The sequence below is a fragment of the Pseudomonas sp. W4I3 genome, from assembly GCF_030816195.1.
Lineage (GTDB): Bacteria > Pseudomonadota > Gammaproteobacteria > Pseudomonadales > Pseudomonadaceae > Aquipseudomonas.
The window spans coordinates 2,594,001-2,606,336 of record NZ_JAUSXS010000001.1; the positions used below are offsets into that span (position 1 = coordinate 2,594,001).

Annotated in this window: 13 protein-coding genes; 5 read left to right on the forward strand and 8 right to left on the reverse strand. The window is 61.3% G+C overall.

Going from position 1 to position 12,336, the window contains the following annotated elements:
• Nucleotides 1-196: 196 nt before the first annotated feature.
• The gene (locus QF045_RS12005; RefSeq protein ID WP_306492363.1) at nucleotides 197-910 is read left to right on the forward strand and encodes a UTRA domain-containing protein; all 714 of its coding nucleotides are present in this window, start codon (nucleotides 197-199) and stop codon (nucleotides 908-910) included.
• A gap of 18 nt (nucleotides 911-928) precedes the next feature.
• Here the strand turns inward: QF045_RS12005 and QF045_RS12010 are convergent, their stop codons facing one another.
• The 8 genes from QF045_RS12010 to QF045_RS12045 are packed head-to-tail and all read right to left on the reverse strand — an operon-like array spanning nucleotide 929 to nucleotide 7,085.
• On the reverse strand, nucleotides 929-1,891 hold the full coding sequence (locus QF045_RS12010; RefSeq protein ID WP_306492364.1) for a metal ABC transporter solute-binding protein, Zn/Mn family: 963 nt from the start codon (nucleotides 1,889-1,891) through the stop codon (nucleotides 929-931).
• Nucleotides 1,891-2,790, reverse strand: a complete 900-nt coding sequence (locus QF045_RS12015) for a metal ABC transporter permease (protein ID WP_306492365.1) — start codon at nucleotides 2,788-2,790, stop codon at nucleotides 1,891-1,893. The genes QF045_RS12010 and QF045_RS12015 overlap by 1 nt, the downstream gene beginning before the upstream one ends.
• The gene (locus tag QF045_RS12020) at nucleotides 2,787-3,530 is read right to left on the reverse strand and encodes a metal ABC transporter ATP-binding protein (protein ID WP_306492366.1); all 744 of its coding nucleotides are present in this window, start codon (nucleotides 3,528-3,530) and stop codon (nucleotides 2,787-2,789) included. The genes QF045_RS12015 and QF045_RS12020 overlap by 4 nt, the downstream gene beginning before the upstream one ends.
• Nucleotides 3,527-4,447 carry a metal ABC transporter substrate-binding protein gene (locus QF045_RS12025; protein ID WP_306492367.1) on the reverse strand — a complete coding sequence of 307 codons (921 nt, stop codon included), beginning with the start codon at nucleotides 4,445-4,447 and terminating at the stop codon, nucleotides 3,527-3,529. The genes QF045_RS12020 and QF045_RS12025 overlap by 4 nt, the downstream gene beginning before the upstream one ends.
• A gap of 19 nt (nucleotides 4,448-4,466) precedes the next feature.
• On the reverse strand, nucleotides 4,467-5,027 hold the full coding sequence (locus QF045_RS12030) for a DUF6162 family protein (RefSeq protein WP_306492368.1): 561 nt from the start codon (nucleotides 5,025-5,027) through the stop codon (nucleotides 4,467-4,469).
• Nucleotides 5,024-5,353: a hypothetical protein gene (locus tag QF045_RS12035; protein ID WP_306492369.1), complete on the reverse strand. Its 330-nt coding sequence runs from the start codon at nucleotides 5,351-5,353 to the stop codon at nucleotides 5,024-5,026. The genes QF045_RS12030 and QF045_RS12035 overlap by 4 nt, the downstream gene beginning before the upstream one ends.
• Nucleotides 5,350-5,886: a thiamine pyrophosphate-binding protein gene (locus tag QF045_RS12040; protein ID WP_306492370.1), complete on the reverse strand. Its 537-nt coding sequence runs from the start codon at nucleotides 5,884-5,886 to the stop codon at nucleotides 5,350-5,352. Before QF045_RS12040 ends, QF045_RS12035 begins: the two co-directional genes overlap by 4 nt.
• Entirely contained in the window at nucleotides 5,886-7,085 is a 1,200-nt protein-coding gene (locus tag QF045_RS12045) for a PepSY domain-containing protein (protein WP_306492371.1), read from the reverse strand. Before QF045_RS12045 ends, QF045_RS12040 begins: the two co-directional genes overlap by 1 nt.
• 666 nt (nucleotides 7,086-7,751) lie before the next feature.
• Here QF045_RS12045 and QF045_RS12050 point away from each other — a divergent pair.
• The 4 genes from QF045_RS12050 to QF045_RS12065 are packed head-to-tail and all read left to right on the forward strand — an operon-like array spanning nucleotide 7,752 to nucleotide 12,278.
• Complete coding sequence (locus tag QF045_RS12050; protein ID WP_306492372.1) at nucleotides 7,752-8,906, forward strand: KamA family radical SAM protein; 1,155 nt, start codon at nucleotides 7,752-7,754, stop codon at nucleotides 8,904-8,906.
• A gap of 30 nt (nucleotides 8,907-8,936) precedes the next feature.
• Nucleotides 8,937-10,304: an acetyl-CoA carboxylase biotin carboxylase subunit family protein gene (locus QF045_RS12055; RefSeq protein WP_306492373.1), complete on the forward strand. Its 1,368-nt coding sequence runs from the start codon at nucleotides 8,937-8,939 to the stop codon at nucleotides 10,302-10,304.
• A 4-nt stretch (nucleotides 10,305-10,308) separates the two neighbouring features.
• Nucleotides 10,309-11,034 (forward strand): 2OG-Fe dioxygenase family protein, encoded by a 726-nt coding sequence (locus QF045_RS12060; RefSeq protein ID WP_306492374.1) that lies wholly within the window; start codon nucleotides 10,309-10,311, stop codon nucleotides 11,032-11,034.
• Nucleotides 11,031-12,278, forward strand: coding sequence for an MFS transporter (locus tag QF045_RS12065; protein ID WP_306492375.1), 1,248 nt, complete (start codon nucleotides 11,031-11,033; stop codon nucleotides 12,276-12,278). The genes QF045_RS12060 and QF045_RS12065 overlap by 4 nt, the downstream gene beginning before the upstream one ends.
• Nucleotides 12,279-12,336: the final 58 nt, after the last annotated feature.

Below are 12,336 nucleotides of genomic sequence, written 5' to 3' on the forward strand. Positions count from 1 at the left end.
TCAGCGTAGACCATGCTCAAGTGCCCGTAGTACCTGGACTTGGCCGATGTATTGCAGGGTGTGCTGCAGGAGCATGACGCGGCTGTCATCTGTCGGTCATCTCTACTGCCTAGGCTGGCGCAGTATTGAGGCGGAACGTTTATGCAGCTTTATGTGCACTTGAATGGTGCTGGTCTAGTCCAGATGGGTAACGTTGATGCGTGATGAGGCAGTCAAGGCGGTAACCTCCATCGGGCTGGCGCTGCAGGAGCAGATTGACCACGGCCTGTTGCCGCCGGCCAGCAAACTGCCCGCCGAGCGCAAGCTCAGCGAGTTGTTTGGTACCACTCGGATTACCGTGCGGGAAGCCTTGTTACAGCTTGAGGCCCAGGGCCAGATCTACCGCGAGGAGCGCCGAGGCTGGTTCGTCTCGCCGCCTCGGTTGGCCTACAACCTGATGCAGCGCAGCCACTTTCACGCGATGGTCAGTGAGCAGGGGCGGGTTGCTTCGACGCAGGTGATTTGCGCGCGGTTGCAGCCAGCCTCGGCGGCGGTGTGTGCCTGGTTACAGTTACCGGCGCTGTCCAGCGTGATCCAGATTTGCCGGGGCCGGCGGATCGACGGGCGGCTGGTGCTGTACGTCGAGCACTACCTGAACCCCCAGTATTTTCCAGGGATTCTGGCGTGCGACCTGAATCAGTCGATGACCGAGCTGTATGCCCGCCAGTACGACTTGCACTACGGACGGGTGCGCTTCGAGATTGTGCCGACATCGCTGCCGCTGGAAGCGGCTTCAGCGCTGCGCGTATCAGTGGGCAGCCCGGGCTTGCGGATTGCCCGGGTCAACTATGACCAGCACCAGCGGTTGATCGACTGCGACCTGGAATTCTGGCGGCATGATGCGATTCATGTGGGGGTGGATGTGGTGTGATGCGGTGGCCCGGTACATTCAGGGCATCAGCGCCTTGATCACCTGATCCACATTGGTTTGCAGCTCTGTCACCGGATCGGCGCCGTCGACATTCAACACCACCAACTGTGAACCCCCCGCGGTGACCGCAGCCTTTACTGCGTCACTCGGCTGACGATGATGCAGGACAACGGCGACGTCGTTGGCCTTCAGGTCGGCACTGAGTGTTTGCAATGCCTCGGGCGTCCAGTCGGCGTCTGGTCGCGCATCGTTGCCCAGCACCTCCAGGTTCAAGCTGCTGACCAGATAGGCGAAGTGATCGCTCAGGCTCACAACGGTCAGGTTGTCGGCCTTGGCCAAGCGTGCCTCGCTGTCGGCGGCGAGTTTGAGCAGGCGCTGTTTGAGCGTCGCCAGGTTGGCGTCGATCTGTGGTTTGGCGCCCGGCGCCAGTCGGCTCAGGTCGGCCGCCAGCACATCGGCCATGCGCCCCATATTGTTGCTCGACTGCCATGGTTGGCTGTTCAAGCCATCACTGACGCCCGGCTGCACCGCGATGCCCGGCAAGCCGCCGTCCACCGGGCGTGCGGCGTCGACTTCGACAATGCGGATATTGCTGCGCCGCGCCACGGGGTAGAGCGGGTCATCGGCCCACAGCGAGCGCAGGCCGATGGCGGCGTCGGCATCCTGGGCCAGTTGGCTCAGCGCCGACGCACCGCGCCCGGTGAAATACGACACTTGCCGCGAACCGGGCAGGTTGGCCGGCGCCGCGCGTTCGAGCTGCACATCGGAGCCCTTGAGCAGCACCTCGGCGAGGCCGTAGGTGATCGGCAGCGAGGCGAGCACCTTGACCGGCTTTACCGCGTGGGCCTTGGTCAGCGCCGCATGGCCAAGGCCATGGTTGGCAACGAAGTCCTTGGTTTGAAAGCCATCCACGGCGGCGAACGCCGACGTGCTGATCATGCAGGCAATGGCCAGGGCCAGTGGGCGAAAGTCAGGGCGCATTATCCAAGATTTCCTTTGAGGCTGGGCACCGTACCGCGGGCGATCGCGGCGAGGGCGAAGGCGATACCGGCGACCAGAATAATCGCGGCGCCGGACGGGACAGGCAGGTCGAAGATGATCGGCAGCAGGATGCCGCACAGGGTGCTGAGGGTCGCGATCACCACCGAAACCCAGAAAAACCCTTTGAGCGACTGGCTCAGCAGCCGCGCCGCCGCCGCCGGAATCACCAACAGCGCACCGACCAGAATGGCGCCGATTACCTTGACCGCCGCGACGGTGATCAACGTCACCAGAATCACGAACAAGTAGTCCAGGGTCTTCACCGCCACCCCGCGCACCGCCGCCAACTGCGGGTTGAAGCTGGCGAGCATGATGCGGTTGTACAGCGGCAGCGCCAGGGCCATCACCAGTGAGCCGACCACCGCCAGCACCAGCAAGTCGTTGCCGTTGACCGTCAACACCGAACCAAACAGCACGTTTTCCAGGATGTGCACGTTGATCTTGCCAGCCAGGATCAACAGCAGGCTCGCGCCCAGCGCCAGGGACACCGACAGGAACACACCGATCAGCGTGTCCGGCGCCAGGCCGGTACGGTTGCGCAGGTAATTGAGCAGGATGCCGAACAGCAGGCAGTAGCCGAACAGGCTGCCGTACGGCCCGGTGTAGGGCTCACCCAGCAGAATGCCCACGGCGACGCCGGTCAGCGCGGCGTGGCCGACCGCTTCGGAGAAAAACGCGAAGCGCTTGACCACCACCAGCGTGCCCAGTCCACCCAGCACCGGGCCGATCAGCAGGCCGGCGAGCAGCGCGTTGACCACAAAGCCATAGGCCAGTGCCTCGGGCAGATAACCGGCAGAGGCCCAGCCCTGGACCAACAGGCGAAACGCTTCATAACTCATTGCGCCAGGCTCCGAGGGTGGGTGGAGAACAGGGTCAGCAGGCGATCAGGAGTGAGTGCCTGTTTGGGCGTGGCGTCGAACAGCACGCGGCGGTTCAGGCCGGTCACGTGGTCGGCCAGGCGAGCGACGGCTTCCAGGTCGTGCTCGATCCACAGCACGGTAATCCCGGCCAGGCGCCAGTCGTTGAGCAGCCGCTCGAACACCTGGATACCCGCCTCATCAAGGGCCGACATCGGTTCATCCAGCACCAGCAATTGCGGCGCCGGAATCAGCCCCTGGGCCAGCAGCACACGCTGGCGCTCACCGCCCGACAGCGCCCCCATGCGGCGCTTGCGCTTGTCCTGCATGCCAACCCGCTCCAGCGCCTCGCCGATCGCGCCGGCGTAGTGGCGGGACAGGCCGAGAAATGCCGGGCGCCGCTGGCACATGGCGGCCATGAAATCATCCACAGTCATGGGCAAACCCCGATCAAACTCCAAGGCCTGGGGCACATAGCCAATGGTGCCTGGCGTGGTCGGCCACTCCAGGCTCAATCGGCCCTGGTGCGGCGTTTGCCCGAGCAGGGTCTTGATCAGCGAACTTTTGCCACCGCCATTCGGGCCGACCAGTGCGTGAATGCTGCCGGGGCGTACCTGGAAGCTCACCTCATCGAGAATCACGGTGCGGCCCAGGGTCAGCGAGACCTGGGCAAAGTCGAGGGTCGGGCCACAAGCCAGGTTCAGTTGCTGCGCCGCTGTCATGTTCCCGACTCCTGGATCGCACGGACCACGGTATTGAGGTTGCCGGTCATCTCCACCTCATACTTTTGCGCGCTGTATTCGCCGTAGGAAATATGTGACAGCGGGTACAGCTTGACCCCGGACTCACGCTGGATCGTATCGACATAGGTGGACGGGAAATCCATCTCCGAGAAGATCACTTTCACGTCCAGGGCACGCAGTTCGTCGATGGTTTTCTTCAACTGGCTGGGGCTGGGCTCGATGCCGTGGGCCGGTTCGACCACTGCGGTGACTTCCAGGCCGAACTCGCGCAGCAGGTAGTCGTAGGCCGCGTGCACCGTGGCCACGCGCAGGTCCGGGTTGGGCGCGCTGGTCAGTTTGGCCAGGGCATCGGCGCGCATCTGGCGCAGGCGTTTGCCGTAGGCGCGGGCGTTCTGGGTGTAGGCGCGGGCGTTGTCCGGGTCGAGCTTGCCCAGCTCGCGGGCGATGTTGTTGACCTGGGCAATCGACGCACTGATCGACAGGAAGGTGTGCGGGTTGACCACCTTGCCGGCACCGCGCGCGGCATTGCCGGTGGCGGCCAGCAGGGGCACGTTCTGGTTGGCTTCGATCACCTTGATGTCCGGGCGCTCGCTGGTGGCGATCATTCGGTCGGCAAAGTCGTCATGGCCAACGCCGTTGAGCACGATCACGTCCAGGGTGCTGATGCGCTTGATGTCTTCGGCGCGCGGCTCGTAGGCATGGGGGTTGAACCCGGCCGGAATCAACGGCACCACGTCGGCTTTGTCGCCGACAATGTTGGCCACGTAGCTGTAGTAGGGATGCAAGGTGATGCCGATGCGCAGGCGTTTACCCGCCTCGGCGTTTGCCAGGGGAGCGAGCATCAGGCTGAACAGGCCAACCAGCAACAGGCGCAACAGGGGAGATGAAATGGACATGGGCACTCGGTCTTCTCGTTCAGTGGCGGTGCTGGCGCGTGACGCCAGCATCGAATTGCGCGACCACTTGCTGCCAGCCGGCGGCGATCAGCGCCTGGTCAGAAAGGTCGGAGGGGGCGGCCAGGTCTTTCCCACGGTTGAGCCAGATATCCGGCTCGGTGCCCTGCACGCGCATCAACAGCGAGCCGCTGGTGCCCGTTGCCTGGCTCAGCCCCAGGTAGGTCGAGGGGGCGAGCAGCTGCCAGCGATGATCGCCACGGCTGACGGAACTGGCGTCCTGGGCGAATGGCGCAAAGCCTTCTTCTGCCAATTGCTCCGGCGTCGGCAGTGCGCGCTGCTCCTGCTGCAGCAAATGGATTTCATCCAGGGTCACCCGCAAATCGGCGTAGATGCCTTGTTCGGCGGCGCTCAGGTCGCGTCGGGCATCCAGTTGGTGGCTGGGCAGCGCTGCCACTTCCTGGGTTTCACCGTGCAAGGCAACCACCGTTCCCGCCACCGCAAGGATGATCAGGCACAGCAACAACACATAGAGGGTTTCATGACCCGCGCCGGCCGGGCGCACGACGTTTACGGTACTCATTGCGCCTGGATATCCGCTTGGTCGATTTCCACCACGTGACCGGGGCCCGCATCGAACAGTACATAGAATTCGGACGTCGGTTTCTTGAAGGTCAGGGTCGAATCCTCACCGAGCTTGCCCGGCACCAGGATGGTCTCGTCGTAGCCGATCACATCCAGGGTCACCCCCGGAGCGCCGCTGCCGTCGGAGAAGCCTCCTTTGCATTGGATCTGCTCGCCGGGGATTTCCTTGCATTCGCACATCGGGTTGTGGGCGAGGGCAACGTGACTGAAACCGGCACTGAGCACTAGCACGCAACCGGCGCGCGTCAGGCGTTTGAACATCATGGTTTGACTCCTTGCTTGTTCAGCCAGGCAATGGTGGCAGGCGAGGCCTGGCTCAGCGGGATGGAACCCTGGTGCATGCTGCCGTCCCAGCCTTCCATGGTGACCCACAGTTCGGCGTCGACCGGCGTGCGCTCCGGCACCGGCAACACGGCGCCCATGCGGTAGGGCGTGCCAAAGAAGATCACCCCGGCGGCCCGCAGGCTTCGAGGCTTGCCGATGCGCAGGTAAGTGGCCTTGACCTGCTCGGCGCAGGTGGCGCACAGGGCGGCGTTAAAGGCTTTCATCGGGCCGGCCGGATCAGGGCTCGGGCCTTCGTTGCGAAACTCCGCGAGGGTCAGGCTCCAGGGGCCGACCTGAACGTCCCCGGCGACCCGCTCGCCGATCCCGGCATCGCCGCGAAACAGGGCGGCATCGGCGAAATACTTGGGCATGAACCCCAGCGGCACCAGCAACAGCAGAATGTTGAGATGGAAACGCCACTTCAACCACCAGTTTCGCAAGGGTGAAGAGGGTTGGGTCGCGACCTTGCTCATCAGTGAGTCTCCGAGGTTTCTGCCTGCAAGGCTGGGAGGGGCACCGGCTTGCGCTGGGTCTTGGCCTCGCGCTTGAGGGCGTTGAGCGTGGCCAGGGCGGTGCGCTTGGTCCAGATGAGCAAGCCGCTCAACACCATCATGCTCAGCACCAGGCCGAAGAAGGCCCAGATCAGCTTGATCCACAGGCCGCCAAAGTCACCGGTGTGCAGCGGGCGCATGGACTCGGTGACGAACTCCAGCGTGGTGCGGTCCGACAGCAGATGTGAGACGGCGACTTCACCGCTGTAGGGGTTCAATTGTGCGGTCTGGAACATCAGCGGGTACCAGCCGCGCCCGCCGATCTGCAGGTGGCTGTAGGCATTGAGCGGCAGGAACGCAAACGTGGCCTCCAGTCCCGGGATGCGCTGGGTGGCGATCTTGATTGCTTCGTCCAGGCCGATCATCGGCGCCGGCACGCCGGGTGCGGACAGCGGCACCTTCTCCCGGGCAATCACCGGCACGATGGGCTCGCTGGAGATGGAAATCTGATTGTCGGCCAGGGTCGCCTCGATCAGGAACCAGGTGCCGGTAATGGAAATGACGGCGATGAACCAGATCGACCAGATACCACTCAGGCGGTGGAAATCACCCCAGAAAATGCGCGCGCCATGGCGAATGCGCAGGGTGGGGCGCAGGAAACCTTTCCAGAAACGCTTGTACACCACCAACCCGGTAATCAACGAAGCCAGCAAAGGCAGGCCAAGCAATGACACCAGGTACCAGCCCCAGCTGTAGCCGTTGGTGAACGGCACCAGCCACCAGCCGTGCAGGGCGCGGGTAAATTGCTGGAAGTTGAATGGCGGGCTGATGCCCTGGATGGCGCCCGTGTAGGGGTTGGCATAAGCCTCGACCGAACGCCCGTCGGGATAGCTGAGGCCGACCGTCAACGCGAAGTGCGATTCGTCAGGGCGGATGATCGAACGCACGATGACTTGGGGGGCGTCGCGCTGGATGGCGGCGATCACCTGGTCGAAGCTCAGCGGTTGGGCATCATCCGATGGCTTGCTTGCGCGGATATCCGGGTTGGCGAGCCAGACGATTTCCTGGCTGACCACCGCCAGGGTGCCGGTGACGCAGACGATCAGTACAAAGAACCAGATGGGCAATGCCAGCCAGCTGTGTACGAGAAACCAGAGTTTTGAGCGTGACTTCTTCGACATGTGAATGAGGGTCTTGATCGGAGGGGCGATGGAGGCCCGGAAAAGGCCGGTCGTAGCTTTTGCTGACGCGACGGGCTGTATCTAAATTAAGACGAATGAGAATGAGAAATCCCTAAGGGGGAAATGAAAGAAAATGTTTCGGCTTCACAGAAAACGCGGTCGGCGCGGGCGATGGTCGTCTGGGGATTGCCGCCAGGTTGCGGCTGCATGCGAAACGCACGCCGAAAGCCAAGTTACATCTACCGGGCTACGTAGTTATATAAGTAGTAATAGCGCAAGGGTATAAATCGGATAATGAGAGGTGCAGTGTTATTTACTTTTTAAATGAACGAATTTGAACGATAAAATACCCCTGATTACGGGTGGTTAAGCGCAATCATGATTTAATTTCGGGGAAATTCAGCGGTGTTGTATTGACGGCGTAGAAACCATCCGCTTAAGTGGATGGCGGCCTGGAAGTCAAATAATTCTAAAAAGGAAGTTTAGTGCATGAGCGTTTCAGTCGTTTATCTGCGTCCCCAACTAATAAGTATTCATGCCTGTCCAGCGTGGCTGAACGAATCAGCCATTTAATCGTGACTTAAGTCGATTTTCATTGTTGCGAATACCGCTGTTCCCGCCAGGGAACGGCACGCATTCATATGCCTGAACAGAGAGTACCTACTCATGTCGATGTTTGATCAAGAAATTCACCGCTCGGTACAGTGGCAAGACTGGCGCTGGCAGCAGAAGAATGCCTTGCGGGATGAGCCGACACTTCGCGATGCGTGCGGTGGCTGGGGTGAGGAAACGACCGCGCATATCGAACACAACCTGCAAGGGCGCAAGATGCAGATCACGCCTTACTACATTGATCTGATCAAGCGTTCGCTGACCTCTGGTACGGTCATGGACCACCCGCTGTGGCGGCAAGTGGTGCCGTACTGGAGCGAGCAGATTGAAGGCGATTACGACGGCACCTCCGAGAATTGGGAGCTGGGCCATGAAATGAAGACGCCCATCTGCCAGCACAAGTACGACAATCGCGTCATCCTGCGCACCACTAATACCTGCAATGCCTACTGCCAATTTTGCTTCGAGGCGCTGCGCACGCTGCAGGTGGGCACTGAAAAGGCCAACGCCAGCAAGGACTCCTTCATGGAGTCGGTGGAGTACATCCGCGGCAACCCGGCCATCGAAGAAGTGATCCTCAGCGGCGGTGACCCGTTGATGCTGGCCGACCGCAAGCTCGAAGAGTACCTGGCCGCACTGCGTGGAATCAGTGACGAACTGCTGATCCGTATTCACTCGCGCGCCTTAAGCTTCAACCCGTTTCGCGTCACCGATGAATTGATCGCGATGCTGGAAAAGTACAAGGTCAACGCGTTCGGCGTGCACGTGTGCCATCCGCTCGAACTCAGCCCCGACTTTGCGGCGGCGGTCAAACGCATCCAGGGCGTGGTGCCGATTGTATTTTCCAATATGCCGTTGTTACGCGGCGTCAACGACGATGAAGCCACGCTGCATAAACTCTTCATTGATCTTTATCGTCTGGGTGTAAAGCCGTATTACTTATATCACTTCATGCCGTTTTCACCCGGTGCGTCGGAATACAAGGCGTCGATCAGTCAGGCCATTGCGATCATGGATCGCCTTAAACGGCGGGTGTCCAATATTGCCCTGCCGGAATATGTGCTGCCCCATGCGCAGGGCAAGTTTACGGTGCCACTGCTAGACTTTGAAAAGCCCGAGGATTTACCACACTTCGAAGTGCGCGACGGGAAGCGCCATTACCGTTTCCGTAACTGGGAAGGGCAGTGGTGCAGTTGGCAGGATGCCTGAAAAAACTTACGGACTGAGGCAGTATCGATCATGAAACAAGACGCCATTCTTTTTATTGATGTCGATGACAGTAGTTCCGTTCGTTATAACTACCGAGAGCCGCATTTTGCGGTGGCCCGCGCCCAGGGCCTGGTGTGTTTGACGGCGGGTATAGCCGGGCGCAGGCATGTGCAACGGCTCAGGGATGACAGTGATGGGGTGTTCCTGCTCGCTGCACTCAGCGAGGAGGCCATTCTCGAGGTGGTCGGCCAGCTCGATGAGCACTACCAGATTCGTGGAATTTTCTGTCAGGCCGGTCATCCGTCTGCGCAAGGCGAGGTCGGCTGCATCGTTGCGCGGGCTTGCCAGCGGCTGGGCCTGGTGTACAGCAACCCCGAGGCAGTTGCCGCGTGCAACAACAAGTTCCGGATGCGCAGGGCGCTGAAACAGCACGCCATTCGCTCCGTGCCGTTTGCACTGTGCAACAACGAACAGCAACTGCAGCAGAGTGCCGAGCGGGTGGGTTACCCGCTGATCGCCAAACCGCCGTTTGGTGGCGCTTCTGCGTTTATCAAGAAGTGCTCCAACTGGGTGGAACTGCAGGGCCACTATGCGCTTTTCGTCAGGGATCACGCCGCGGCGGCGTATGCGGACTTCTATGGCTGCGCCCACGCATTGCCCGAACGCGACGGCCAACGGCAGGACTACATTCCCGGACGCAGTATCCTGTTGGAGGGCTACATCCCCGGTATCGAAGGCAGTGTGGAATGCGTGGTGGCCGGCGCGCAGGTCCATCCACTGCTGATCAACGAAAAACTGCTGTTGACCGAGCGCAGTGGCACGGTCCTCGAAAACCTGCTGATTTCTCCACCGACCTCTTTCACTGCCAGCCAGTGCGAGCAGATCCGCGACTACGCCGTAGCGTGCCTGCACGCGGTCGGCCTGACCAACGCCGTGGTGCATTTCGAGTTCCGCATGACTGAGGAGGGGCCGGTGGTGATCGAGATCAACCCGCGTGTGGGCGGGCTCTATGTGAATGCGGCGTTTCGTGACCTGGCCGGTATCGATCCCTATCAGCTGTACCTCGCGTTGTTGATGGGCGAACCGGGTATCACTGCGCAGTTGGAGGCTGGCGCACGCAAGGTTGCGCAGGCGGGGCAACATTACGCGATGCTGGCGATTTACCCGCAGCGCAGCGGCCGGTTCGAGGGCATCGAGGGTGTGGAGTTCCTGGACCGTAATGCCGCGGTGCTGGAGTATGCCCAGCTGGAACCGGGGCACCTGATCGATGCGGATATCGAGGAGCACTATCTGCTCAAGTGCTGGGCCAAAGTGCAAGACGCTGCCCATGCGCGGGCGTTGCATGATGCGGTTATTGAGCAATTGCGCGTTGTCATCGACAACCCAGTGACAGGATAGCGATATGGACATCTCACAGATTTCGGCGCATCTGCGCGAGCATCATTACTGCCATCGCCGTGACTTCGCCGAAGTGGTCAAGGTTGGGGCCGCAGAGGCGCAAAGTTTTCGCGCATACTGGGCCAACCTGGTGCGGGACGAGGCGTTCAAAGCGTACACCCATCGCGAGCGACGTATCCTGCGCTATCGTTTAACAGCCTCACGGCAATTGCAGATCGACAGGAATACTGAATTCAAGTCGCCGGTCACCTACGCCGTCAACTATCGCCAGGGGGTGAATCACTTGAGCTATAGCGAGGAAGGTTTTATCGAACATCCGCTGATGCGCAAGCTGCTGGCCGCTGACCTGGCGGTGATCGATCCGCACTTGGGCGAACACAGCTACACCATCGATATCCACCAGTTCCGCGTGCGTGCGGATGCGCAGGCGTGCAGCCCCACCACCTCGGGAATTCATCAGGATGGCCTGGACTGGGTGTTCATGCATTTTATCGGCGAGCACAACACGGTGCCGGTGGTTTCGGAAGTATTCACCCATGAAACGGAGCAGAGTCGGGTGCTGAATGTGCCCATGGAGCAGTTCCTGGAAACCATCGTGGTCAACGACCGGGACCTCTACCATCGCGCCGGGGATGTACGGCCCAAGGTCGATTCGACACCGGCCTGGCGCGACATGCTGTTGGTCAGCCTGCGCAGCGTGCCCTCCAATGACGAGGCGCGGACTGCATGAGCCACGACCAACAGTTGCGCCTGTCGACTCGCAACGCCCGGCTGATCATTTTTGCGCGGGGCGTTTCCGACTTTGGCGCCTTTCTCAACATGGTGGCGTTGTCCACCTATGTCTACTGGCTCAGCCAAAGCGTGGTGTTCGTCAGTATCTTCCTGGCGTGCCGCGTAACCGGCGGCATTGTCGCCAGCCTGTTTGGCATCCCGTTTTTCAGGCGCTTCGCCGGGCGCGGCACATTGGCGGGGCTGGACCTGGCGCGCGCGCTGTTGCTGACACCGCTGTTGTTGCTGATCCCCACGCATCAACTCAGCCTGCTGCCATTTATTGCCTTTGGTATCGGCCTGTGCAATTCGCTGTTTGCCATTGGCCTCAACAGTCAATTGCCCACCTGGGTTGCCCTGGAGCAACGGGTGAACACCAATGCCTGGATCACCTCGGCGGCCGCCACCGGCGCCGTGTTCGGCAGTTTGCTCTCGGGCTTGCTGATTGCCACCGGGGGATTTGAGGCCGTGTTCGCGGTGAACATCGGCACCTATGTAATAGCCGCGTGCCTGGTCCTGCCGTTGCGTGCGTTGTACAGCGTCGCGGTCGCCGCGCATCGCGGGCTCTCGGCCGAATGGCATGAGTTGACCAAGGGGCTGCGAGGCGCGCCGGTGTTGGCCGCCATGTTGTTGATCAGCATGCTCGACACCCTGGGCAGCGCGGCGCATAACGTCGGTTGGCCGGTGCTGTCGCAGTACATTTCGCCAGATACGGCTAAAACGGTGATGGGTTATCTGCTGGCGGTGTGGGCCTGTGGCAAGTTCATCGGGGCACGCCTGGCCAGTGCGCTGTTGAAAGGCCGGGGCACATCCAGCATGGAGCGCCTGTTCATGTTCGGCGTCGCGCTGATGTCCAGTGGCTTTATCCTGACCTTCCAGCAAACCGAACTGTGGCTGGCGTTGCTGTTGGTGGTGTGGGCGGGGCTGGGGGATGGGCTGTCCGAGGTGGCGCTGGTCTCCCGTGCGCAAAGTGAACCGGATAGCTTGCGCCTGCCACTGTTCAGCTTGTTGACGCTGATTCAGATGGCGGGCTTCGGTGTGGGGATGCTGGTGGTCGGGCCGTTCTACGTGACCTGGACGCCGGCCCAGGTGATCGTGCTGTTCCATGGGCTACCGCTGACGGCCTTGTTGGTGATGACGCTCTGGCTGGGGTGCATGGCTTACCGGGGCAGGCCAAACGTGTCGGATACGCCTCCCACCGGTTAACCGCACCCGGTGGGAGGGAGCAGTCCCTCCCACCGCTGAGATGTAGCAGCCACCGGTA

Bases quoted from the DNA above. Each gene is read 5' to 3' on its own strand.
- QF045_RS12005 (WP_306492363.1), top strand. From the start codon at position 197: ATGCGTGATGAGGCAGTCAAGGCGGTAACCTCCATCGGGCTGGCGCTG.
- QF045_RS12010 (WP_306492364.1), bottom strand. From the start codon at position 1,891: ATGCGCCCTGACTTTCGCCCACTGGCCCTGGCCATTGCCTGCATGATC.
- QF045_RS12015 (WP_306492365.1), bottom strand. From the start codon at position 2,790: ATGAGTTATGAAGCGTTTCGCCTGTTGGTCCAGGGCTGGGCCTCTGCC.
- QF045_RS12020 (WP_306492366.1), bottom strand. From the start codon at position 3,530: ATGACAGCGGCGCAGCAACTGAACCTGGCTTGTGGCCCGACCCTCGAC.
- QF045_RS12025 (WP_306492367.1), bottom strand. From the start codon at position 4,447: ATGTCCATTTCATCTCCCCTGTTGCGCCTGTTGCTGGTTGGCCTGTTC.
- QF045_RS12030 (WP_306492368.1), bottom strand. From the start codon at position 5,027: ATGAGTACCGTAAACGTCGTGCGCCCGGCCGGCGCGGGTCATGAAACC.
- QF045_RS12035 (WP_306492369.1), bottom strand. From the start codon at position 5,353: ATGATGTTCAAACGCCTGACGCGCGCCGGTTGCGTGCTAGTGCTCAGT.
- QF045_RS12040 (WP_306492370.1), bottom strand. From the start codon at position 5,886: ATGAGCAAGGTCGCGACCCAACCCTCTTCACCCTTGCGAAACTGGTGG.
- QF045_RS12045 (WP_306492371.1), bottom strand. From the start codon at position 7,085: ATGTCGAAGAAGTCACGCTCAAAACTCTGGTTTCTCGTACACAGCTGG.
- QF045_RS12050 (WP_306492372.1), top strand. From the start codon at position 7,752: ATGTCGATGTTTGATCAAGAAATTCACCGCTCGGTACAGTGGCAAGAC.
- QF045_RS12055 (WP_306492373.1), top strand. From the start codon at position 8,937: ATGAAACAAGACGCCATTCTTTTTATTGATGTCGATGACAGTAGTTCC.
- QF045_RS12060 (WP_306492374.1), top strand. From the start codon at position 10,309: ATGGACATCTCACAGATTTCGGCGCATCTGCGCGAGCATCATTACTGC.
- QF045_RS12065 (WP_306492375.1), top strand. From the start codon at position 11,031: ATGAGCCACGACCAACAGTTGCGCCTGTCGACTCGCAACGCCCGGCTG.